Consider the following 23089-nt stretch of genomic DNA (forward strand, 5'->3'; position numbering starts at 1 on the left):
GTTACTTCACCAGCTTGCCGGCCGCGAGCTGGAATGCGCTCTGGATCAGCCTCGGATCCTGCACCAGCCAGCGGGCGAGCAGGCCGAAATCGGGCCGCCGGCGGCGTTTGAGCTGCCCCACCTGCCCCCACAGCGCCTGCTTGCGCGCCCGGCTCTTGTAGGACCGGATGGTCGCGATCTCGCGCGGCCGCGAGGCGAAGCGGCTTTCCAGCCGGTCGAGCGCCATCCAGGTGATGAACTGCTGCTTCAGATATTCCGGCGACGTATTGTCGACGCCGTGGAAGATGTTGATCCCCTCGCCGCGCAGCGCGCCCGCATCGGCGCAGAGCAGAACCTGCTTGGCCGCCAGCATGCAATCGCAGAAGAACAGGACGTCTTCCGCCGCCAGCCGCAGCGCCGCGTCGAAACGCACGGTCTCGATCAGCGGACGGCCGATCACCATGCATGACATGTGCAGGAAGGCCCAGTCGTTGATCATCACCCCCGCAATATCGGGAACCGAGAGGATATGGGGCGTTTCCATCAGCCGCTTCGCGCCGTCGATCTTCGCAAGCGCCGCGATCCCGAAGTGATAGTCGAATTCCGCCCCACCTTCGATCGACGCCCAATAGCAATCGCCGCCAAGCGTATCCATGGCCGTGAACGCGTTTTTCAGATGATCCGGGGTCCAGATGTCGTCCGAATCGAGAAACGCGACATAGCGCGTGTCGGCGGGAACATGATCGAGCCCGGTATTGCGCGCGCCGCCCGGCCCGGCGTTCGGCTGGCTGACAACGGTGATTCGCGCCCGCTCTTCAGCGGTCAGCGGCGCAAGCTCGCTTGCCGGCGCATAGGGCGACTGATCGTCGACGACGATGATATCGAAGTCCTGAAAACTCTGCGCAAACGCCGACGCAAGCGCCCGTCTGAGGATGCCGTCATCCCGCTGGTAGAACGGAATAATGATCGTGAAAGTCGCCATACTCTCTCCCTGAGAGGTTCGAATTGGTACTTCGGTCGGTGCCTGTAGCCGTGCCATCTGGGCCAGCTGCTGCACCGCACAAGCATCAGGGGCATTTCGGCCGAAATTTGTCAAAGGCGGCAGGAAGAGCGCTGACGGCCCCTCGATCCGGAAACGCTCCATTGTGGATCAAACCGCCCCATTCCGACCATAAATGATGAACCACTTGCGGACGGCTGCTGTAACATTTCCTCTCATTTGATAAAAACTTTCGTGCGCCGCACCACGCCATTTGCGCCTAAGCCAGTGAATATAATCATTTTCTTGAATGCACTGCTGGCACTGGCTTCTGGCCGGGGCGAGAACACTTCAGCCGCGCATTTTTCGCGAGCCATTACGGCAAGTAGTATCCGTTACGAAACGGCGTGATCGATCACTTTTGCTGCAGTGCCATATTTTCTTCCGTGAATTCGCCCTAACTTCCCTCGCTGCGGGCTGAAGTCTGCTCTGATTGAAACGGTTGCAAAGGGGAGCTGCGACCCAAAAGGGGTGACTGACAACGTGAATGTTGATACCAACGTGTCCTCACGGATCAACCTGATGCGGATTGTGCTCATTTCGGGCATCGTATTCGTACACATACCATTCGGCGACCAGACCAGTCCCTTTGTCGGGACCTACGGCGCCTTCGATTGGCTGAGAGTATTCCTGGCGGAAGCGCTGTTCAGGGTGGGTGTGCCCTGCCTGAGTGCGATTTCCGGCTATCTCCTGTTCCGTGGCGGCTTGGAGAATTTCAGCTACCTGAAAACGGTACGCACGAAATCCAAGACCGTGCTCCTGCCATTCCTCTTGTGGAACGGGCTGTTCTTCCTGGCGATCCTGGTGGCGCTCGGCGTCGGCCTCGGCGACGGCTACGTGCCGAACCCGTGGCAGGCCTCGGCGCGCGAGCTGATGACCCAGCTCTTCGCGGTCGAGGACTTCCCGGTCAACGTGCCGCTCTATTTCCTGCGCGACCTCTTCGTCTGCATCCTGCTGTCGCCGCTGCTGGCATGGCTGATCCGCCATGCGCCGCTTCTAACGCTGTCGGTGCTGCTCGTGGTCGCCGTGGTGCCGGAGGCATCGCTCTATGTCGTCCTCAAGCGCTCCATCCTCTTCTCGTTCAGCCTCGGCATCTATATCGGCCTGAACAAGATCGACCTGAAGGCGCTCGACCGCTTCGCCACGCTTGGCGCGGTCCTCCTGCTCGCCAGCTGCGCGGCGCTTGCTACCGTCATCTACATGACCGGCCCGAGCCTGCCGGATTGGGTGCAGTTCCTGCGCAACACGCTCGCCATCTTCGGCGCGCTCGGCTTCTGGCTCTTGTCGGCGCCGCTGATCGAGACACAGATCGGCCAGCGACTGTCGAAAACAGGCAGCCTGAGCTTCTGGATTTTCTGCAGCCACTATCCGCTGCTGATCTTCATGTGGATCGTCTGGGGCAAGGCGGGCGTCAGCTTCTATCCGGCCTTCTTCATCCTCTCGCTGGCGGTCCTGTTCCCGTTCCTGGCTTTCTCGAACAACCTCTGCCGCAGGATCGCCCCTCGCCTTTACGCCGTCCTGACCGGCGCTCGCGCCAAGAAGCCCTATGAAAAGCCGGTTACGGCGGGCGCGGCCCCTTCCAAACTCGTTACACAGCAAAGGTGACACATGACGACCAAAATCGCCCATGCGCGAAAACTTTGCCCCGCACTCGGTATCATCGGCACGCTCCTCATCGGCGCCTCCTCGGCTTTCGCCCAGCAGGCAGCCCAGCAACCGAGTGCCCCCTCCTTCGTCGAGAATTTCGATAAGCTCGACCGCAGTGTCTGGTACATCTCCGATGGCTGGAACAACGGCCCACATCAGAACTGCACTTGGTCGAAGAACCAGGTGAAGGTCGAAGGCGGCGCTTTGCAGCTCTCCTTCGCCGAAGGTCAGTCGAAGGACCGCAACTATCTCTGCGGCGAGATCCAGACCAAGAAGCGCTTCGGCTACGGCACCTATGAGGCCCGGATGAAGACAGCGACCGGTCCCGGCCTGAACTCCGCCTTCTTCACCTACATCGGCCCGGCCGACAAAAAGCCGCATGACGAGATCGACTTCGAGGTCCTCGGCAAGAATTCCGGCCAGGTGCAGGTCAACCAGTACATCAAGGCCAAGGGCGGCAATGAGAAGCTGGTTCCGATCGGCGCCAATGCCGATGACGGCTTCAACGACTATGCCTTCGTCTGGGAGCCCGGCCGGCTTCGCTATTATCTGAACGGCAAGCTCGTTCAGGATGTCACCGATCCCGCGAAGATCCCGGATAGCCAGCAGAAGATTTTCTTCAGCCTCTGGGGCACCGACACGCTGAAGGACTGGATGGGCAAGTTCGCCTACACCAAGCCGACATCGCTTGAGGTTGAGCGCTTCGCCTACACGGCCCCCGGCGACAAGTGCCAGTTCCCTGAATCGATCGCATGCACGCTGAACTGATCGGCGCCGAAGGCGCACAAATGACAAGGAGTGCCATGCTCAAAGTCCTGTATCTCGTGCATGATCTCTCGGATCCCGCCGTCCGGCGGCGGGTGCTGATGCTGCGCGAGGGCGGCGCGGAGGTGACGCTGGCCGGTTTCCGCCGCGGCGAAAACCGCCTCGCGGAAGTGCACGGCATCACGCCGATCGAGCTTGGCCGCACCGCCGACGCCAAGTTCGCGCAGCGCATCGGCGCTGTCGCAAAGGCAACGAGCGGGCTGAAGGGCCTGCTGAAGACGGTCGACAAGCCCGATGTCATCATCGGCCGCAACCTCGAAGCGCTCGCGGTCGCCGATCGCGCCAATGCGATGTTCGGCGGCGATGTGCCCGTGGTCTACGAATGCCTCGACATTCACCGGCTGCTGTCGCGCAACGACATGGTCGGAAAGATCATGCGCGGCGCAGAAGCCCGTTTCGGCCGCAAGGCGCAGCTGATCATGACGAGCTCGCCCGCCTTCATCGAACACCACTTCGCGCCGCGCTCCGGCATCAAGGCCGAGACGCTGCTGATCGAAAACAAGGTCATATCGATCGACCAGACGGTGCAGCCGACCATCGCCCGCCCGCTGAAGCAGCCCGGCCAGCCTTGGAAGATCGGCTGGTTCGGCGCGCTCCGTTGCAGGAAGTCGCTGACCATGCTCGCCGAGTTCTCGCGCCTGATGGAAGGCCGCGTTGAGATCGTGCTGCGCGGCCGCCCCGCCTATTCCGAATTCGAGGATTTCGACGACTTCGTCGCCAGCGAACCCTACCTCCGCTTCGAAGGCCCCTACAAGAACCCCGAGGATTTGAGGGCGATCTACGACGACGTCCACTTCTCCTGGGCGATCGATTTCTTCGAGGAAGGCCTGAATTCCAGCTGGCTGCTGCCGAACCGGCTCTATGAAGGTTGCCTCTACGGCACCGTTCCGATCGCGCTCGAAGGCACGCAGACCGCGCGCTTCCTGCGCGAAAAATCGATCGGCCTTGCTCTCCCTGATGCAAGCCCGGCAGCGCTGCGCGCGCTGTTCGAAACCATGACCGGCGAGCGCTACCATGCGCTCAGCGACGCCGTCGCCGCCACTGATCAGAAAACCTGGCTCGCCGACCGCAGCGACTGCGAAGCGCTCGTCGCCAGCCTTTCCCGCCTTGTGCCTGCTGCCGTCGAGAGGGGCGACAGCAGTGCATCCGCACCGAAAACCGTATCTCCAGAAGGGTGGACAACCATGCAGCCTGATGCCAGTTCCAGCGTCTCCAGTCTCATAATCATCCCCTGCTTGAACGAAGAAAAGCACATCGAGCCGCTGCTCGCCAAACTGAGCCGCGAAATCGATCACATGAACGCCAAGATCGTCGTTGCTGACGGCGGCAGCAAGGATGCAACGCGCGAGATCGTCGCGCGCATCAGCATGTCCGATCCGCGCATCGTGCTGCTCGACAATCCCCGCCGCCTGCAGAGCGCCGCCACCAATCTGGCCGTCGCCACCTTCGGCCGCGACTACGATTACCTCATCCGCATCGATGCCCATGGCGATTATCCGGACGATTATTGCCGCCGCCTCGTCGAGGAAGCCGTCGCCACCCAGGCCGATTCCGTGGTCGTATCGATGGAAACGGTCGGCTTCGGCATGTTCCAGAAGGCCACCGCCTTCGCCCAGAACTCCAAGCTCGGCAATGGCGGCTCGAAGCATCGCGAGGGCGCCAAGGGCCATTGGACCAATCACGGCCACCACGCCCTGATGCGCATCGCCGCCTTCGAGGCCGTCGGCGGCTACGACGAGACCTTCAGCCACAATGAGGACGCCGAACTCGACTACCGCCTGAAAAAGGCCGGCTTCGGCATCTGGATGACCGACAAGACCCGCATGGTCTATTACCCGCGCTCCAGCGTCGCCACGCTGTTCCGGCAGTATCTCGGCTATGGCCGCGGTCGCGCCAAGAACATCCTGAAGCATGGCAGCATGCCGAATGTTCGCCAGATGCTGCCGCTCCTGGTCGTTCCCGTCTTCATCGGCGCATTCCTCGCCGTGGTGAACTGGGCCGCCGTCATACCGTTCAGCCTGTGGGCAGTCGCCTGCGTCGGCTACGGCTTCTGGATGGCGATCGGCCAGCGCAACCCCTACGGCCCGCTAGCTGCCGTATCGGCCATGGTCATGCACTTCGCCTGGTCGGCCGGCTTCTGGATGGAACTTCTGAGCTTCCGCGGCAGAAAGGTGGCGTCGTGAACCAGCCCCCAGAACAGACAAGAAAACCGCAGACCAGACAATTGCAGATCGACATCGGCATCTGCACCTATCGCCGCGCTTCGCTCGACGAAGCGCTGCTGTCGCTGGCCGTCCTCGAGGTCCCTCCCGGCTCGCGCCTGCGCATCATCGTCGCCGATAACGACAAGACGCCGAGCGCCAGGGAGCGCGTCGAGGCGCTTCGTCCGCGCATCGCCCACGAAATCGCCTATGTGCATTGCCCGGCATCGAACATCTCGATCGCCCGCAACGCCTGCCTCGACAACGCCACCGGCGACTTCCTGGCTTTCATCGACGATGACGAAGATGCGAGCGAGGATTGGCTGGTCGAGCTGCTCTCGACCGCCCGGTCAACCAAGGCCGACGCCGTTCTCGGACCTGTCCGCAGCGTCTACGCGGACACCGCACCGCGCTGGATGCGGGTCGGCGATTTTCATTCGACGCTTCCCGTCTGGGTCAACGGCGAAATCCGCACCGGCTACACCTGCAACGTGTTGCTGCGCCTCTCCTCGCAGAGCCTTGCCGGCCGCCGCTTCAATCTCGCGCTCGGCCATACGGGTGGAGAAGACACGGAATTCTTCAGCCACATGCATGAGGCCGGCGGCAAGATCGCCTTTGCCGAGAAGGCCTATGTCTATGAACCGGTGACCGAAAACCGCGCCGATCTCTCCTGGCTCGCCAAGCGCCGCTTCCGCTTTGGCCAGACCCATGGGCGGCTGCTGCAGGACACGGGATCCGGTGGCCTCAACAGGACGAAGCAGATCGCGCTTGCCGGTGCAAAGGCCGGCTTCTGCTACGCCGCCGCCCTCGCCTGCGTCTTCTCGGCCGTTCCGCGCTACCGCTACGCCCTTCGCGGCATCATGCATTCCGGCGTCGTCAGCGGGCTGCTCGGCGTGCGCGAAATCCGCCAGTACGGAACGGCGGAGGCCGCATGAAGCAAGACATGCCCGACGTCAGCTTTATCATCGCCGCGTATAATGCGGCGGCGACGCTCGGAAAGGCGATCGACAGCGCGCTTGCCCAGCGCGGAGTCACGGTCGAGGTGATCGTTGCCGACGACTGTTCGGCCGATGAAACCAGGGCGATCGCCGAAAGCTATGCCGACCGCAACGTCCGGCTGATCGCGCTCGCCCGCAACGGCGGACCGTCGGCGGCGCGCAACGCCGCGATGTCGGCTGCCACCGGCCGTTGGCTGGCGGTGCTCGATTCCGACGACACGGTTGACCCCGACCGGCTGCGCCGGATGATCGATCGCGCCGAAAAAGCCGGCGCAGAAATCGCCGTCGACAACCTGCGTGTCATCAGGACCGACGGCACGCCGGCCGAAACCATGTTCGCCGAGGACGCGCTGGCGCAAATGCCGACGCTCACTCTTTCCGCCTTCATTCGCTCCAACGCCCTTTTTCAAACCACCCATAATTTCGGCTATCTGAAGCCGATCTTTCAGCGCGCCTTCATTCAAAGCCATGCCCTTCGCTTCGACGAAAGCCTGAAGATCGGCGAGGACTATCTCTATCTCGCCGGCGCCATGGCGCTCGGCGGACGCTGCGTTTTCGAACCGCTTGCCGGTTACGACTACAATATCCGCGAAGGATCGATCTCCCGCGTTCTTTCGCTTCACCACATCGACGCCATGATCGAAGGGGATAAGACCTTCCTTCGCAATCACACGCTGGATGCGGAAGCAGCCGCCGCCCAGTATTTCAGGGCAAAAAGCCTGCTTCGGGGAAGAGCCTTTCTCGTTCTCGTCCAGAATATCAAAGACCGGTCGATCCTCGGAACGATCAGGACAGCCTGGGGCACCCCATCCGCTGTCGGGCATCTCAGCATGCCCATCGCAGCACGGGCCAACCGCGTTATCGCGTCGCTCCGCAAACTGATTGGCCCGCAGGCCGACCTCACAGCCATCGATGGCACGACCCGTTCCCGCAAAGGATAGAGCCATGAACCAACGGAACCTCACCTTGCACAGCTCTCTGCCAAAAGCGCCCGACGACTCCGATTCCTTCATCGACATCGATCGCCTGATCGCGATCCTGATGCGCCGCGTCGGCTCGATCGCGCTCTGCGTCGGGGTGACAGTGACGCTGGCGGTGATCTATCTGCTGTTCTCCACGTCGCAATATACGTCGATGACGCAGATCCTGCTCGATGACAGCATGACCAAGTACGCGCAGGACGCCACGCCGGTGGCGAACTCCCAGCAGGTCGACATGCAGATCGCCAGCGCGGTCGAAATCCTGAAGTCCAACCAGCTCGCTTTGCGCGTCGTCGATGCCGAGAACCTGCAGGACAACGCCACCATCCTCGATCCGCCGGCCTCCCCTGTTGGCCTGATCAAGTCGGGCGTCAAGCTGCTCGCCAGCGCCGTCCTCCCCGGCCGTCCTCCGGTTTCCGAGGACGACGCCCGCGCCGGCCGCCGCCAGAAGGCCGCCGCCCTCATTCAGGAAGCAGTCGCCGTCTCGCGCGTCAACCGAAGCGCGGTTCTCGCCGTTTCGTTCCGCTCGACCGACAAGCTGCTCGCCGCCCGCATCACCAAGGCCTACGCCACCGCTTATCTGAGCGACCAGCTGAACGCCAATTTCGACGCTACCGAAAGCGCCTCCGTCTGGCTGCAGCAGCGCCTGACCGACCTGCGCGAACGCTCGCAGCAGGCAGCGCTCGAGGCCGCCAACTTCAAGGCGAAGAACGGCCTGACGTCGGCCAATGGCGAGCTCATGTCCGAACAGCAGCTGGCCGACCTCACCAAACAGCTGATCGTTGCCCAGTCGGACGCCGCCAGCACCTCTGCCCGCTACAACCAGTTCAAGCAGATCATCGATCTCGGCCCTGAGGGTGCGGTCAACAACGCCGCCATCTCGTCCGGCCAGGCCAACAATTCCGTCATCCAGGATCTGCGCACGCGCTACATCAATGTCAGCAAGCGCGAGCAGGAAGTCACGACGAATTTCGGCGCCGATCATCCGCAGGCGGTCGCACTCCGCTCGGAAAAGGAAGATCTGACCCGTCAGATCTTCCAGGAACTGCAGCAGCTCGCTTCGAACGCCCGCAATGAATTCGAGGTTGCCCGTTCGCGCGAAGCGTCGCTGCGCCAGAACATCGATCACCTGACCGGCAAGAACTCGGAGGCCGACAAGTCCATCGTCCAGCTGAACGACTTGGAACAGCGCGCATCTGCGCTGAAGACGCTCTACGAATCCTACCTCGGCAAGTATGAAGAGGCCTCGCAGCAGCAGTCCTTCCCGATCGCCAAGGCCCGCGTGATCTCCGAAGCCGGCATCCCGGTCTCGCCGTCCAGCCCGAAGCGGACGATGACGCTCGGCCTCGCCATCGTTCTTGGCCTCATGGCCGGCGGTGGTCTGGTCGTGTTCCAGGAATTCCGCGAACGCTTCTTCCGCGTCGAAGGCGATGTCCGCACCATTCTCGGCCTGAAGTTTCTCGGCTACCTGCCGCTGGTCGGCAAGCCGCCGCGCGAACGGAAGATCTTCCGAAACCCGAGCCAGCTCGCCCCTGAGCCCGGAGATCCTGTCGGTGACGATGGCGCCACCTTCGAGCGCATCATGCGTGTCGTTCTCGAAGCGCCGCGCTCGGTCTTCGCCGAAACGCTCCGCAACGCCAAGCTTGCCAGCGACGTCATGTTCCAGGGTCGCTCCGACCGCGTCATCGGCGTCGTCTCGGCGATGCCGGGAGAAGGCAAATCGACGACGGCCGCCAACTTCGCGGCACTGCTCGCCTCAAGCGGCAAGCGCACGCTCCTCATCGACGCCGACCTTCGCAATCCGGGCCTGACCCGCATGCTGAAGACACCGCCGCAGCATGGCCTCGTCGAAGCCGTTCTGGGTGAAATCCCGTGGGCCGGCGCCGTGAAGGTCGATCCGACCACCAAGCTCGCGATCCTGCCCGTCATCTCCAATGACAACCTGATGCACACCAGCGAACTGCTGGCCTCGCAGGGCATGTTCAATCTGATGGAAAACGCCCGCAAGATGTTTGACTACATCGTTGTCGACCTTGCGCCACTCGGCCCTGTTATCGACGCCAAGGCCTTCGCGCCGCAGGTTGACGGCTTCCTGTTCGTCACCGAATGGGGTGCGACGCCCACCAACCTGGTGCGCGACGTGTTGAACGCCGAGCCGCAGATCAAGTCGAAGATCCTTGGTGTGATCCTCAACAAGACCGACATGGCCGAACTCGGCAAGTTCACCAACTTCGGCGGCACCGAGCGGTACCGCCACAAGTACACGAGCTACTACACCGAAGAGACGCCGAAGATGCGGGAAACCGCCGAAGCGGACGCTTAAGTCGAGAAAAGGCGTACCTCGCCCTGCCATAACCGCGCGACAGTCAACCTGTCGCTGCGGTAGGCGCCGGTGTCGAGGTTGAGCCGCATCTCCTGCACGTCGGGCTGATCGACCGGCGTGTGTCCGTGAACGATGAGCTTCGGCAGCGGCAGATCGCTTTCGAAGAAGCGGTGGCGGATGAAAACCAGATCGTCATCCTGCTGATTGTCGATCGACCGCGCCGGATCGATGCCGGCATGCACGAAAAGCACCGCCGGCGTGTCGATCAGGATCGGCAGAGAGCGCAGAAACTCGATATGCGCTTTCGGCAAAGAATCGCGGATGAATGCATCGCGCTTCGACGCCGTGCGGAACAGCCCCGGCATCTGGTTGGGATCGATGCCGTAGGAATGCAGCAGCGCATCCGCGCCGGTCATCATCCAGCTGTCGTAGGACATCTTGCCGTCGATATAGTCGAGCATCATCATTTCATGATTGCCCGTCAGGCTGATGCGATCGAAATCCTCAGGCACCGGCTGCATCAGGTACGAAATCACCTGCGCCGAGGCCGGCCCGCGATCGATATAGTCACCGAGCGTGATGATGAGCTTGCGCCCCGGCAGGCGCGATGCATCGTCGAAAATCGCCTGCTCGGCCTGTCGCAAAAGATCGAGCCTGCCGTGAATGTCCCCAATCGCGTAGATCGGCATATCGCCGGGATCGAGCTGGAGCCGTGTGCGAGGGTTCGACGGCATATGGTACCTCATGCTGCATTATGTCATGGGTCGCGAGGGCAGCGCCTTTCATTCAGGCAGCGGCAAACACGACCCAAGACAGCGCCCACGCGGGCAATGGAATGTCAGTAACACTCTTATTTCTTAAAAAACACGCGCTATCTTCGCGCAGCAACCCCGCGAAGACCATCCCCTCACCATATAGTGAGCATCCTATGAATCGACAGCACGTCATGGGACAGGTCGCATGGCCGAAATCATCGGAAATTGGAGTGTGGTGCGAAACGCCGTCCCTCAGGCGACCGACATCGGCGCTGTCTCGTCGCTCTCGGTCCACTTGTTGTTGTTGCCGGATGCCACGAACTGCTCGAGCGTCATGTTGTCGAGGATGTCGGCAATCGCGTCGCGCACATTGGTCATCGACCGGCGCACCTGACAGGTCTCGGGATCGGAACAGTCGTCGCAGGCTTCAAACGCAGTGCGGCTTGCGCAGCGGATCGGGGCGAGCGGACCGTCGAGCGTGCGGATCACATGACCGATGCGGATTTCGGATGCCGGCCGCGACAGCGAGTAGCCACCGCCCGGCCCCTTCTTCGAGCGAAGGATGCCGACATTGCGCAGTTCGAGGAGGATGGTGTCGAGGAACTTCTTCGGAATATTGTTGCGGGCCGCCACATCGTTGATGAACGCGGTTTCGCCCGGTGCGAGCCGTGCGAGATCAACCAATGCCTTCAGGCCGTATTTTCCTTTTTTCGTCAGCATTCCGACTACCTTACGCTCCTCACGTGATCCCCTATCCGGCAGGGCATAGCGCCGAATCCGTGAAGAGACAACAAATGACATCGTTTATAGAGTATATATGGCGAAGTGTTGCCCTATGGCCCCTCGGAAGACGGCCTATTTACGGCTGGAGGCGACGTCGCGGCACCTGGATTGGGGCCATCGCTCTTGAAAACGGCAAAAGCGAGCGCGATCATCGCGATCACGAAGGCGGCCGCACCGATCAGCGCCCATGCCGAAAGCCTGCGGCCTTCGCTGAGCATGCGCTCTTCCCTGTCATCCAGACGACCGGGCTTGTCAGCGGCCTGATCCGCCGAACGTTGATTGGCCAGACGTTGATCGTTCCGGCGATCGTCATGATCCGCCATATCGCATCTCCAGCGGGTTCCGCGCCGGTGGTCAGATCAACGGATCACGACCCTGCGCGATGCTCCGGTTGAGCTCTTCGGCGATATCGCGCGCGTCCTCCCTGGAAAGCCCGACCAGGTCGCGCCCGTCGCTTGCCGCCGGCAGCGCGGTCATCGAATCCACGACCGTCCACCGCCCCGAGGGCTCGCGCCGGATCTCGTAACGCAACGGTTCGTCAGGACCATCACACTCCACGAGCATCTACCTCCGTAAGCTATGCTCTCTTATGTGTGCCACCGGCACGCTTCGGCAAGGATGCCGCCGCCAACTCCGTCAGTTCACGACGTCGGGAACGTTGGCCTTCAGCTCCTTGATCCAGATCCGCGCATTGCCATCGGACGGGGCGCGCCAGTCGCCGCGCGGCGAAAGCGAACCGCCCGAGGTGACCTTCGGCCCGTTCGGCGAGGCCGAGCGCTTGAACTGGCTGATGGTGAAGAAGCGGAACAGGAACGTTTCCATCCACTTCTTGATCACGGGAAGATCGAAGGCGCGGCGCTTGTCCTCGGGGAAATGCGGCGGCCAGACACCGGCGTCGACATCTTTCCAGGCGGAATAAGCAAGGAAAGCCACCTTCGACGGACGCAGCCCGAAACGGGTGGTGTAGAACAGCGCGAAGTCGTGCAGATCGTACGGGCCGATCTTGTCTTCCGTGCTCTGCATCACGCCGTTCTCGTCGGCGGGAACGAGTTCCGGCGAGATCAGCGTGCCCAGAATGCGCTCCAGCGTCGCCTTGGCATCGGCGTCGAAATCGCCGGTGCGGATGACCCAACGGATGAGGTGCTGGATAAGCGTCTTCGGCACGGAAGCATTGACATTATAATGGCTCATCTGGTCGCCGACCCCATAGGTCGACCACCCCAGACCGATTTCCGACAGGTCGCCGGTGCCAAGCACCAGCGCATTGCGCTGGTTGGCGGCGCGGAACAGGAAGTCGGTGCGCAGACCCGCCTGCACGTTCTCGAAGGTCACGTCATAGACCGGCTGCCCGCCGGAGAACGGATGCTTGAGATCCCGCAGCAACTGCAGCGCCAGCGGCTTGATATCGATCTCTTCCGCCGTCACCCCGATGCTGCGCATCAGCGCCCAGGCGTTCGACTTGGTCTCGTCGCCAGTGGCAAAGCCCGGCATGGTGAAGCACAAGATATCGGAACGCGGCCAGCCGAGCTTGTCATAGGCGCGCGCCGCCACCAGCAGCGCATGCGTGGAATCAAGCCCGCCCGAGATGCCCAGGCAAAGCCGCTTGATCCCCGTCGAGCGCAGACGCTTCATCAGGCCCTGCACCTGGATGTTGAAGGTCTCGTAGCAATCCTGATCCAGCCGGCTCTCGTCAGCAGGCACGAACGGGAAGCGCGCGACATCACGCTCCAGCCCGATATCGTCCTGCGGCGCCTGGAACTGGAAGCCGATACGCCGGAACGCGCGATCCGGCGTCAGGTTGAGCGTCGCGGCGTCGTTGAAGGTCCCGGTGCGCAAACGCTCCAGCCGCAGCCGCTCGACATCGATATCGGCAACGCACATCTGCGACGTCATCGGGAAACGCTCGGTCTCCGATAGCATCGAGCCAAGCTCGTAGATGCAGGCCTGTCCGTCCCACGCCAGATCCGTCGTCGATTCCCCCGGCCCCGCGGCCGAATAGATGTAGGCGGACAGGCTGCGCGACGATTGCGAGGCGCAGAGCAGCTTGCGGGTTTCCGCCTTGCCGACGGTGATGTTGCTGGCCGACAGGTTGGTCAGGATGAGCGCACCGCCGAGCGCACCGAAATCGCTCGGCGCGGCGGGCGCCCAGAGATCCTCGCAGATCTCGATATGGAAGGTGAAATCGGGCCGATCCTCGGCCGCGAAGATCATGTCGATACCAAAAGGCACGGTCTCGCCGGCGACCCGGATAGCCTGGCCGCGCACGGTGCGCCCGGACGCAAACCAGCGCTTCTCGTAGAATTCGCGATAATTGGGCAGATGCACCTTCGGTACGACGCCGAGGATGCGGCCGGCGTGAATGGCAATGGCGCAGTTATAAAGCCGCCCCTCGTGCTGCAGCGGCGCCCCCACCAGGAGAACCGGGGTCAGTGCCGCGCTGGCGGCGACGATCTCGGCGATCGACGCATCCACCGCCTTCAGAAGCGCGTCCTGTCCAAGGAGGTCGTCGATGGAATAGCCGGAGATTCCAAGCTCCGGAAACACCATCAGGCCGACGCCCTGCTGATGGCCTTGCCGCGCCATATCCAGCGTCGCCTTCGAATTGAAATCAGGATCGCCGACCTCGCAGATCGGCGTGCAAGCCGCCACGCGGACAAATCCCTGATCATAGACCGAATAGAAATTCACGAATGCCTCCAGCAGCCAAGCGCTTCGCAAGGATCATTACATCCAAATGCGGCAGCGCAAAACCGCATCTCTTTGCAATGCTGCCCCCTGCCGGGCTCATTCTTGCAAACTTCTGGAACATGTCTCAACCGGAATTTCACCTGAAGTTGTACACATCGCGAATATATCGCGATCATCGGTGAAAAATTACAAAACTGTCATAAAACCATGAGGTCAGCGCCCTATAGCGACCGCGCGCGCCCTTCGGTTTTTCACCAACAGAGTTCTGAATGCCAAACCTCGCTCCCGTCCACGCTGGACTGCTCCGGGAAACTGTGCCCGGCGAGCGGCGCGTGGTGTTGACGCCCGAGGATGTCGGCAGCCTATCGGCACGCCTGACCATCAGCTTCGAACGCGGCTGCGGCACGGCCGCTGGCTACGAGGATGAGGCCTATATCGCTGCAGGCGCACAGCCCGCCAACCGCGAGACGATCGCGCGCGACTGCAATCTCCTAGTCAGCATCCGCAAACCGCTGGACGTGCGCGGCTTCGCCGGATCCCCGACCCTGATCTTCCTCGGCTCCCCGCTTGACGCCAGCGAGCCGGTAACCCGCAGCCTCCTGCTCGACCTCGCGCGCCTTGAAGGTATTGCGGACGCCGGCAGCATGGACGTGGCGACACGACAGGCGACCATTTGCGGCCATGCCGCGGTTCTCGAAGGCGCCCGTCAACTCGGCATCGGCCACCCGATGCTTGTCATGGACGGCTCCCAGGCGCGTCCGGTCAAGATGGCGGCGCTTGGCGCCGGCGCGGCCGCCATGCAGGCGATCGCCACGGCCAAGCGCCTCGGTGCCCTCACCTATCTCTTCGGCTTCACGGACGACGAACGCGAACGAGCAGAGACATTGGGCGCGAAATTCGTGACGATGGATTCGGCACTCAGGCATTCGCGCGCCTCTACAGGCGACGCCCTGATCGCCGCCAGCCGCAAGCAACTTGCCGGCCAGCTCCGCGAAATGCAGCTAATCGTGTCCAGCGCTGGCGGCGCGGTCGACACTGCACCGATTCTGATCGACGACGCATCGCTTCCACTCCTGACGACCGGCACCGTTATCATCGATCTCGAAGTCGCCGCCGGCGGCAACTGCGCGATGACCAAGGCGGACGAAATCGTCGCCCGTAACGGCATCAGAATTCTCGGAACGACTACTTTAGCGAGTGTCGACGCACACCAATCCAGCCGCCTGTTCAGCGAAGGCGTGCGCAGGCTGCTGGAGCGCGTGACGACACCAGACGGCCGCCTGCGAATTGACGGCAGAGACCTGCTGACCAGCCACCTCAGTGGCGAGCGATTCGCAGGCGTGAGCGCCGCGTCATGACCGAAGGACAACTGTAACTCGGTCATATTATTGCACCGCAGCACGACAGACGTGCATAAGCATTCCGCCATATACTATTGAGATGGTTCGATTTTTAAGATCGAGCCATCGCCGACCCGTTGCCGCCGTCACAAAAGTTGCCTTTCTGCAACACCATCTTTTTGCATCGCAAATATAACGAATTATGACTGTATCTGTAATTGATACATTTAAGCCAAAATGTAATTTGCCGGCCACGGAGACATCACGTCCCCGTGAGGGCTTGCTTTTAAATTGGGGTAGGTAGGGCCGTTTTCGGCAACAGTGACCTGTGCCCAATCCTAAATAGATTGGACTCAACTATGACTATTCGTATGATGCTCATCAGCTCGGCAGCGGCTCTCGCCGCCGTATCGGGCGCTCAGGCTGCAGACGCTATCGTCGCTGCTGAACCGGAAGCTGTAGAATACGTTCGCGTTTGCGACGCTTACGGCACCGGCTACTTCTACATCCCGGGCACGGAAACCTGCCTCAAGGTCAGCGGTTACATCCGTACCCAGATCAACGCCGGCCCGAACGCCAGCGCATCAACCGCTGGCGGCACCTCGGTTGCCAACCGTTCGGACTGGGACATGTACACCCGCGGTCAGGTTCAGTTCACCGCCAAGAGCGACACTGAATACGGCCCGCTCACCGGCGTCATCGTTCTGCAGGCGAATGCCGACAACGCTTCCTCGCAGGCTACTGTCCTCGACTCCGCTTACATCGACATCGCCGGCATCCGCGCTGGTCTGTTCTACAGCTGGTGGGACGATGGTCTCTCGGGCGAAACCGATGACCTCGGCTCTGGCAAGACCCTGCACAACTCGCTGCGTTACCAGTACGAAGCTGACGGCTTCTACGCTGGCATCAGCGTCGACGAGCTGGAAGACAGCCTCTACAAGACCGGCGAACGCTCCAACAACTTTGGCGTTGCAGTTGGCGTCGGCGGCAAGGCTGGTATCTTCACGTACCAGATCACCGCTGGCTACGACACCGACAACGAAGAAGGCGCTGTTCGCGCCATGGGTACCGTTGCAATCGGTCCTGGCGTTCTCGGCCTCGCAGGCATCTACTCCTCGAACCTGAACGCTTACTACAGCCAGGCCGAATGGGTATTCGCTGCTGAGTACGCCATCAAGGCGACCGACAAGCTGAAGATCACGCCTGCCGTTCAGTACTACAACAACTACCTGCCGGTCAGCGGCAACACCGCCTTCACCAACAACGACGCTTGGAAGGTTGGTCTGACGGTTGATTACCAGATCGTTGACAACTTCTACGCTAAGGCAACCGTCAACTATCTCGATGCCGACAATGCCAAGGACGTAACGACGGGCTTCTTCCGCCTGCAGCGCGCGTTCTAATAATCTTCGGGCGCCACTCTTCGATCACGCCGGGTCTTTTGATCCGGCGTGGACGGGAATGGCGCCCGATTCAGAAGTTTCTGATCAGATTGACCTCCGATCAGTTTACGGAAGGTGGCGCGGTTTCCCTGCTGAGCCACCTTTTGCTATTGGTTGAATGGATTATTCCGCGGCATCGCGCCGATCGGCCGCAGGTGTATCGGCCGCGTCAAGCTTATGCCGCTCCCCATCGAGACGACGCAACTCCGCCACGCTATCCTCGACCGTCATCGCTCCCAGCATGTCGACAACAGCCTGTTCCGCCCGGTCACAGAGATATTCGGAGAGATCGCCGATATTCTCGCCCACCAGACCCGCATGCGGGATTTCATGGCGCGTCGCCCAGAGCTTCCGGCTTCCGGTCACGGCAGCATAAATCTCGCTGAGGAGGATTTCGTTGCTCGGCCGCGCGAGCCTGATCCCGCCCTTGCTCCCCGCCGCAGAAACGAGAATGCCGCTCTCCGTCAGCGGCGGCAGCAGCTTGCGCACGAAGCTCGCATTCGTATCGAGCCCCACCGCCAGCGACTGGCTCGTCGAGCGCATGTCTGCTTCGTCGTTGACGGCGACGCTGACGACGATCTGCATCGCCGTGGAAAAACGCGTATCGATCATGCTGATCTTCAGCCTTGGTTGAATGCAACAGGTGGCGGGGACACGGATAGACTGAGCCACACGCTGCAGCGGTAGAGGAAGTGATATTTCCCCTGAAATTGCATTGTCAATGAAGCCGATCCTAAATCACACTTGTTTGATACCCGGCTACCACTCTTAGCTAAAGCCAGCCGATCCGCCTGAGCGCCCACAGCGTCGCGATCGACGTGATCGTCACGAAACCAACGATGACGATAAACGCCCAGGTATCGTTGACCCCGGGTATCCCGCCGACATTCATCCCGAACAGCCCGGCCACCACGCTGGGCGGCAGAAGCAGCGCCGCAAGAGCCGCCAGCCGGTTCGAATTGCGCGCGATGCGCTCGCTGATCACGGTCGACAAGTCATCGTGCAGAATGCCCGTCCGGTCGCGGATGGCGTCGAGATATTCGATGAAGCGCATCAGCTTGTCGATCACTTCCCGCAGCCTCAGCTTATCGCGCTCGAGCAGCCATGGCGCGTCGTCGTGCTCGATACGGTTCAGCGCGTCGCGCTGCGGCGCCAGATAGCGGCGCAGCTGCACGGAACGGCGGCGCAAGAGCTTCAGCCGCTCGCGCACCTCGCTCGCCTCGCCGTGAAAGATCATCTCGTCGAGCTCATCGACCTCCTCGTCCATTCCGTCGAGAACCGGCTCGAGATCGCGCACCAGCTTCTCGCCGATCAGCGCAAGCAGATCGCCGCTGCGCTGCGGCCCCTTACCCTTCTCCAGCGCCGCCCTGATATCGCGAAGTGCCGTGATGTAATGCCCGCTATCTCGAAGTGAGACGACGCGATTGCCATCGACCCACAGATGCAGCGGCACGAGATCGAGCCCGGAATGCGGCTCCTCGGCCTCGTCGGGGGCGGTGGCGCAAACGCCGCGCAGGATGATCAGAAGCCCATCATCGACTGGCTCGACGCGCGGCCGCGTCTCCTCCTCCAGCAGCGCTTCGGCCACAAAGCTATCGAAACCGCCCTTGGCGTTCACCCATTCGGCGGCCGCCGGATGATCGCGCTCCAGGTGCAGCCAGATCACGCCATCGCCGGGCTTCCAGGCGCAGACATCATCCATGTCGATCTGCCTGCAGCCGCCTCGCCCATCAAGGAGCAACGCGAAGCGTATCCCTGGTTCGACACCGTAGCTTGCCATCGGCGCACTCGCAGTCTTCATTGCCGGTCCTTGCCCGCCGGGGGTGACGGAAATAGAGCCAAGTCTCTGAATATTAGGAGGGATTCTAACATGTCGCGGAAACGACGCAACATCGACCCTGTCCGGCAGCGACCGGTCAGCTCTCGAAGGCAGCGGAAGCCCGCGCCACCCGCACCCGTCATCCACAAGCCACATGCCTCTGGTCGTGCAGTTTGATAATTATGTCGTAGACAGGCTCTACACGTCGCGTTTCTATCCCTAAAATCCGATCTCAATATTCAATCAGGGTCGCACTCAATGGCAGAGTTTCCTAAGCAGGCTAAGGTCGTCATCATCGGTCTCGGCGGCATCGTCGGCGCATCCATCGCCCATCACCTGATCGAGCGCGGATGGGACGACATCGTCGGCATCGACAAGTCGGGTATCCCGACCGACATCGGCTCGACCGCCCACGCCTCGGACTTCTGTTACACCACGTCGCACGATTATCTCTCGGTCTGGACCACCCAGTATTCGATCGATTTCTACGAGAAGATGGGCCACTACTCCCGTATCGGCGGTCTCGAAGTCGCCCGCACCGGCGACGACGCCTGGATGGAAGAGATCAAGCGCAAGCTGAGCTCCGCCAAGGCCTTCGGCACCCGGGCGCATTACGTCTCGCCTGCTGAGATCAAGGAAATGTTCCCGCTGATCGAGGAAGATCAGGTCCAGGGCGGCATGTTCGATCCCGACGCAGGCCTCGTCATTCCGCGCTCGCAGACCGTTGCCGGTAAGCTGGTCGATGCCGCCGAGAAATCCGGCAAGCTCAAGATGTTCGGCAACACGCCGGCCCAGTCGCTGATCGTCGAGGGCGGCCGCATCAAGGGTGTCGTCACCCATCGCGGCACCATCATGGCCGATCACGTCATCGTCTGCGCCGGCCTCTGGGGCCGCCTGATCGCCGAGATGGTCGGCGAGGACCTGCCGGTCATGCCGGTCGATCACCCCCTCACCTTCTTCGGCCCCTACAACGAGTTCGAAGGCACGGGCAAGGAAATCGGCTACCCGCTGCTGCGCGACCAGGGCAACTCCGCCTATATGCGCGACACTGGCGACCCGAAGACCACCGAAGGCGGCCAGATCGAGTGGGGCTATTACGAGACCACGAATCCGCGCATGTGCCACCCGCGCGAACTGCTGGAAAAGCACGAGGCGCGCCTCTCGCCCTCGCAGCGCGACCTTGAGATGGAGCAGATCCTCGAGCCGCTCGAAAAGGCCATGGAGCTGACGCCGATCCTCGGCGAACTCGGCTATAACGAAGGCCATTCCTTCAACGGCCTGTTGCAGGTCTCCGCCGCCGGCGGCCCGTCCTGCGGCGAAAGCCAGAAGGTGCGCGGCCTCTGGTACTGCGTCGCCATCTGGGTCAAGGACGGCCCGGGCTACGGCAAGCTGATCGCCGACTGGATGACAGACGGCCGCACCGAGATCGACCACAACTCGATCGACTATTCCCGCTTCTACCCGCACCAGCTGACCGAAGACTTCATCGCCGGCCGCTGCTATGAGGCAGCGCAGAAGATTTACTTCCCCGCCGTCCACACCCGCGAACCCTACGCGTCGGGCCGCAACGCCAAGCGCTCGCCCTTCTACGAGCGCGAAAAGGAACTCGGCGGCTACTTCATGGAGCTCGGCGGCTGGGAGCGTGCGCATGGCTACAAGGCCAACGAACACCTGCTGGAGAAATACGGTTCCCAAGTTCCCGTGCGCGAAAACGAATGGGACAACCGCCACTTCTGGCGCGTCTCCAACGCCGAGCATCTGGCGATGAGCGAGGATTGCGGCATCGTCAACCTCAGCCACTTCCACATGGTCGACATCGAAGGCCCCGATCATGTCGAGCTGCTTGAGTGGCTCTGCGCCGCCAAGATCGGCGGTGACGCCAACATCGGCAAGGGCATCTACACCCACTTCCTCGACGACGAGGGCATGGTGCGCGCCGACTTCACCGTCATCCGCATGGCCGACCGCTGCCGCCTCATCAACGGCGCCGACGCCGGCCCGCGCGACTTCCACTACATGAAGCGCGTCGCCGAGGATCGCGGCCTCGACGTTACGATCACCGACGTCTCGGAAAAGTTCATCACGATCGGCATCTGGGGCCCGAATGCCCGCGACACGCTGAAGAAGGTGGTCGCCGATCCGGCAGCGCTCGATCCCGAAAACTTCGCCTTCGCGGCCATCAAGCCGATCGAGATCGCAGGCAAGACGGTCACAGCCTTCCGCATCTCCTATGTCGGCGAACAGGGCTGGGAACTGCACATGAGGTACGAGGATGGCCTGGCCGTCTGGGATGCGCTCCGCGCCACCGGCGTCATGCCCTTCGGCGTCGAAACCTACGCCAACTCGCGCCGCATGGAAAAGTCGCTGCGCCTGCAGAACGGCGATCTGCTCACCCAGTACAATCTGCTGGAAGCCGATCTCGCCCGCCCGAAGGTCAAGGAAGCCGATTTCCGCGGCAAGGCCAAGCACCTGGAATACAAGGCCCGCGAACACCAGCCGGCGATGCTCTGCACCCTCGTCATGACCGAAAACACCGACAGCAAGGGCGTCAAGCGCTACCCCGTCGGCTCCATGCCGGTCATGGATCCGGAAACAGGCAAGTCGCTGGTCGACAGCCTCGGCCGCATCTCCTACACGACCTCGGTCGCCTACGGCCCGACCGTCGGCAAGAACATCGCGCTCGCCTACCTGCCGCAGGAATACTGCCAGGTCGGCCGCAAGCTGAACGTCGAGTATTTCGCCGAGACCTATCCGGTCGAAGTGGTCAGCGTCGGCTACAAGCCGATCTACGACCCCGAGAACCTGAAGCCGCGCACCTGATTTAGGCCCCGGCTCAGAAAGTCCGAAACAAAACAGCCCGCGGGATCTCTCCCGCGGGCTGATTCATGTCCAGTCTCACGAACAGAGCCGGCAGCACTCTCGCGCTGCCGGCCTCTTATCCTAGTGCTTCTCGCCGCGAACGGCGGTCACGTCGGCGGCCGTTACGGCAGCGGCCTTGTTGTGCCAGCCGTCGCGCAGGAAGGTCGCGAGTGCGGCGACTTCGTCGTCCGACAGGCGGTTTTCGTAGCCCTGCATGCGTAGCTTCATCGGGCGATCCGGCGTCGACGGCAGTTCGGCGCCGTGCAGGATCACGCTGATCAGGCCCTTGGGCGACTTGGCATCAACCAGCGAGTTGCCATCGAGCGCCGGGAAGGTCTCGCCGGCGCCCTTGCCGCTCACCATGTGGCAGGCGGCGCAGTTGTCGAGATAGAGACGCGGGCCGAGCGGCATGTCGGGCTTGGCGTCCGAAAGCAGCGTTTCGGTCGCCGTCACCTCTGCCTTCTCCGGCTGTGCGGTCGAAGCCGAACCACCAGCGTTACCGATCTTCTTCAGATAGGTGGCGATCGCGAGGTTATCGTCGTGGCTCATGTACTGCAGCGAGTCACGAACGACGAGCATCATTTCGCCGGTTGCCGACGAGTGAGCGTTGCGAGCGGTCGAGAGATAAGCCGCCAGCTGCTCGGTGCTCCACGTCTGCGGACCACTTGCCGGACCACGAAGATCAGGGGCCGTGAAACCGTCGATCTCGCCGCCGGAGAGGAAGGCCTTCGACGAATTGTCGATGCCGTCCTGCGCCATGAACAGGTTGCGCGGGCTGTGGCAGGCGGCGCAGTGGCCGGCGCCTTCAACCAGATATTTGCCGCGGTTGAACTGCTCGTCCTCGCCCTGCTCCGGCTTGAAGCCGGCCGCGTAGCTGGCAGCCAGCCAGTTCCAGGCGCGCAGGCCGAAGCGCATGTTGAACGGGAAGGAAAGCTTGGTTTCCTCCACCTTGTTCGAGACAGGCTCGACCTCATGCATGAAGTAGTCGTAAAGCGCCACGACATCTTCTTCCGAGAGCTTGCGGTAGTTCTCGTAAGGCATGGCCGGATAGAGATGCGTACCGTTGGGCGTCACGCCGTCGTAGAGGGCAGCGCGGAAATCGGCGAGCGTCCAGTTGCCGATGCCGGTGTCCTTGTCGGGCGTGATGTTGGTGGTCCAGATCGTGCCCATCGGGCTCTGGATGGCGCGGCCGCCGGCGAAGGGCTTGCCGCCTTCGCTGGTGTGGCAGGCCATGCAGTCGCCGGCGCGCATGACATACTCACCCTGCCCCTTGGCCGGCTTGAAGTCGGCTGCGAGCTGAGCGGTCGGGCCGGTACGCTGCACCGGCACGAAGATGAAGGCAACGAGCGCGATAACGCCCAGAACGACCAGCGTTCCGATGATGCGGAGAAAGGTTTTCATCTCTGTTCTC

18 protein-coding genes are annotated in these 23089 nt (G+C 62.0%); 9 read left to right on the top strand and 9 right to left on the bottom strand.

The window, feature by feature from the left end; translation table 11 throughout:
• Position 1: 1 nt before the first annotated feature.
• The gene (locus J5286_RS17060; RefSeq protein WP_209191404.1) at positions 2-961 is read right to left on the bottom strand and encodes a glycosyltransferase family 2 protein; all 960 of its coding nucleotides are present in this window, start codon (positions 959-961) and stop codon (positions 2-4) included.
• Positions 962-1540: 579 nt separating this feature from the next.
• Between J5286_RS17060 and J5286_RS17065 the strand changes: the two genes are divergently transcribed.
• From J5286_RS17065 to J5286_RS17095, 6 genes are all read left to right on the top strand, one after another.
• The gene (locus J5286_RS17065) at positions 1541-2623 is read left to right on the top strand and encodes an acyltransferase family protein (protein ID WP_209191405.1); all 1083 of its coding nucleotides are present in this window, start codon (positions 1541-1543) and stop codon (positions 2621-2623) included.
• 3 nt (positions 2624-2626) lie between these two features.
• Complete coding sequence (gene exoK / locus J5286_RS17070; protein ID WP_209191406.1) at positions 2627-3433, top strand: endo-1,3-1,4-beta-glycanase ExoK; 807 nt, start codon at positions 2627-2629, stop codon at positions 3431-3433.
• A gap of 1241 nt (positions 3434-4674) precedes the next feature.
• Complete coding sequence (locus J5286_RS17080; RefSeq protein ID WP_026282735.1) at positions 4675-5673, top strand: glycosyltransferase family 2 protein; 999 nt, start codon at positions 4675-4677, stop codon at positions 5671-5673.
• A complete protein-coding gene (locus tag J5286_RS17085; protein WP_449089966.1) occupies positions 5670-6626 on the top strand; it encodes a glycosyltransferase family 2 protein in 957 nt (318 codons plus the stop codon). Before J5286_RS17080 ends, J5286_RS17085 begins: the two co-directional genes overlap by 4 nt.
• On the top strand, positions 6623-7630 hold the full coding sequence (locus J5286_RS17090) for a glycosyltransferase family 2 protein (protein WP_209191407.1): 1008 nt from the start codon (positions 6623-6625) through the stop codon (positions 7628-7630). The genes J5286_RS17085 and J5286_RS17090 overlap by 4 nt, the downstream gene beginning before the upstream one ends.
• A gap of 4 nt (positions 7631-7634) precedes the next feature.
• Positions 7635-9992, top strand: coding sequence for a polysaccharide biosynthesis tyrosine autokinase (locus tag J5286_RS17095; RefSeq protein ID WP_209191408.1), 2358 nt, complete (start codon positions 7635-7637; stop codon positions 9990-9992).
• Here J5286_RS17095 and J5286_RS17100 read toward each other — a convergent pair.
• From J5286_RS17100 to J5286_RS17120, 5 genes are all read right to left on the bottom strand, one after another.
• A complete protein-coding gene (locus J5286_RS17100) occupies positions 9989-10726 on the bottom strand; it encodes a metallophosphoesterase (RefSeq protein WP_209191409.1) in 738 nt (245 codons plus the stop codon). The genes J5286_RS17095 and J5286_RS17100 overlap by 4 nt on opposite strands.
• 273 nt (positions 10727-10999) lie before the next feature.
• Positions 11000-11467 carry an RrF2 family transcriptional regulator gene (locus J5286_RS17105; RefSeq protein WP_209191410.1) on the bottom strand — a complete coding sequence of 156 codons (468 nt, stop codon included), beginning with the start codon at positions 11465-11467 and terminating at the stop codon, positions 11000-11002.
• Between the two features lie 113 nt (positions 11468-11580).
• Positions 11581-11853, bottom strand: a complete 273-nt coding sequence (locus tag J5286_RS17110; protein ID WP_209191411.1) for a hypothetical protein — start codon at positions 11851-11853, stop codon at positions 11581-11583.
• 31 nt (positions 11854-11884) lie between these two features.
• Positions 11885-12016 (bottom strand): hypothetical protein, encoded by a 132-nt coding sequence (locus J5286_RS31540; protein WP_280638479.1) that lies wholly within the window; start codon positions 12014-12016, stop codon positions 11885-11887.
• A 150-nt stretch (positions 12017-12166) separates the two neighbouring features.
• Positions 12167-14218 carry an NAD(+) synthase gene (locus tag J5286_RS17120; RefSeq protein ID WP_209191412.1) on the bottom strand — a complete coding sequence of 684 codons (2052 nt, stop codon included), beginning with the start codon at positions 14216-14218 and terminating at the stop codon, positions 12167-12169.
• A 269-nt stretch (positions 14219-14487) separates the two neighbouring features.
• Between J5286_RS17120 and J5286_RS17125 the strand changes: the two genes are divergently transcribed.
• Positions 14488-15576, top strand: a complete 1089-nt coding sequence (locus tag J5286_RS17125) for a Rossmann-fold NAD(P)-binding domain-containing protein (RefSeq protein ID WP_209191413.1) — start codon at positions 14488-14490, stop codon at positions 15574-15576.
• Positions 15577-15917: 341 nt separating this feature from the next.
• Positions 15918-16961 (top strand): porin, encoded by a 1044-nt coding sequence (locus tag J5286_RS17130; protein WP_209191414.1) that lies wholly within the window; start codon positions 15918-15920, stop codon positions 16959-16961.
• Positions 16962-17123: 162 nt separating this feature from the next.
• On the opposite strand, the gene J5286_RS17135 is transcribed toward J5286_RS17130, so the two are convergent.
• Both J5286_RS17135 and J5286_RS17140 read right to left on the bottom strand, forming a co-directional pair.
• Positions 17124-17612, bottom strand: coding sequence for an RrF2 family transcriptional regulator (locus J5286_RS17135; RefSeq protein WP_209191415.1), 489 nt, complete (start codon positions 17610-17612; stop codon positions 17124-17126).
• Between the two features lie 160 nt (positions 17613-17772).
• A complete protein-coding gene (locus J5286_RS17140; RefSeq protein WP_026282729.1) occupies positions 17773-18801 on the bottom strand; it encodes a CorA family divalent cation transporter in 1029 nt (342 codons plus the stop codon).
• Positions 18802-19077: 276 nt separating this feature from the next.
• On the opposite strand from J5286_RS17140, the gene J5286_RS17145 reads away from it, so the two are divergent.
• Entirely contained in the window at positions 19078-21639 is a 2562-nt protein-coding gene (locus J5286_RS17145; protein WP_209191416.1) for a GcvT family protein, read from the top strand.
• Between the two features lie 120 nt (positions 21640-21759).
• On the opposite strand, the gene J5286_RS17150 is transcribed toward J5286_RS17145, so the two are convergent.
• Positions 21760-23079 carry a cytochrome c gene (locus J5286_RS17150; RefSeq protein WP_209191417.1) on the bottom strand — a complete coding sequence of 440 codons (1320 nt, stop codon included), beginning with the start codon at positions 23077-23079 and terminating at the stop codon, positions 21760-21762.
• Positions 23080-23089 lie beyond the last annotated feature (10 nt).

It is taken from the genome of Rhizobium sp. 16-488-2b (genome assembly GCF_017741815.1).
GTDB lineage: Bacteria > Pseudomonadota > Alphaproteobacteria > Rhizobiales > Rhizobiaceae > Rhizobium.

Excerpts from the sequence above, each read along its gene's own strand:
- J5286_RS17065 (WP_209191405.1), top strand. The coding sequence starts at position 1,541 with ATGCGGATTGTGCTCATTTCGGGCATCGTATTCGTACACATACCATTC.
- J5286_RS17090 (WP_209191407.1), top strand. The coding sequence starts at position 6,623 with ATGAAGCAAGACATGCCCGACGTCAGCTTTATCATCGCCGCGTATAAT.
- J5286_RS17140 (WP_026282729.1), bottom strand. The coding sequence starts at position 18,801 with ATGAAGACTGCGAGTGCGCCGATGGCAAGCTACGGTGTCGAACCAGGG.
- J5286_RS17110 (WP_209191411.1), bottom strand. The coding sequence starts at position 11,853 with ATGGCGGATCATGACGATCGCCGGAACGATCAACGTCTGGCCAATCAA.
- J5286_RS17130 (WP_209191414.1), top strand. The coding sequence starts at position 15,918 with ATGACTATTCGTATGATGCTCATCAGCTCGGCAGCGGCTCTCGCCGCC.
- J5286_RS17145 (WP_209191416.1), top strand. The coding sequence starts at position 19,078 with ATGGCAGAGTTTCCTAAGCAGGCTAAGGTCGTCATCATCGGTCTCGGC.
- J5286_RS17095 (WP_209191408.1), top strand. The coding sequence starts at position 7,635 with ATGAACCAACGGAACCTCACCTTGCACAGCTCTCTGCCAAAAGCGCCC.
- J5286_RS17060 (WP_209191404.1), bottom strand. The coding sequence starts at position 961 with ATGGCGACTTTCACGATCATTATTCCGTTCTACCAGCGGGATGACGGC.
- J5286_RS17105 (WP_209191410.1), bottom strand. The coding sequence starts at position 11,467 with ATGCTGACGAAAAAAGGAAAATACGGCCTGAAGGCATTGGTTGATCTC.
- J5286_RS17080 (WP_026282735.1), top strand. The coding sequence starts at position 4,675 with ATGCAGCCTGATGCCAGTTCCAGCGTCTCCAGTCTCATAATCATCCCC.
- exoK (WP_209191406.1), top strand. The coding sequence starts at position 2,627 with ATGACGACCAAAATCGCCCATGCGCGAAAACTTTGCCCCGCACTCGGT.
- J5286_RS17100 (WP_209191409.1), bottom strand. The coding sequence starts at position 10,726 with ATGCCGTCGAACCCTCGCACACGGCTCCAGCTCGATCCCGGCGATATG.
- J5286_RS17150 (WP_209191417.1), bottom strand. The coding sequence starts at position 23,079 with ATGAAAACCTTTCTCCGCATCATCGGAACGCTGGTCGTTCTGGGCGTT.
- J5286_RS17135 (WP_209191415.1), bottom strand. The coding sequence starts at position 17,612 with ATGATCGATACGCGTTTTTCCACGGCGATGCAGATCGTCGTCAGCGTC.
- J5286_RS17125 (WP_209191413.1), top strand. The coding sequence starts at position 14,488 with ATGCCAAACCTCGCTCCCGTCCACGCTGGACTGCTCCGGGAAACTGTG.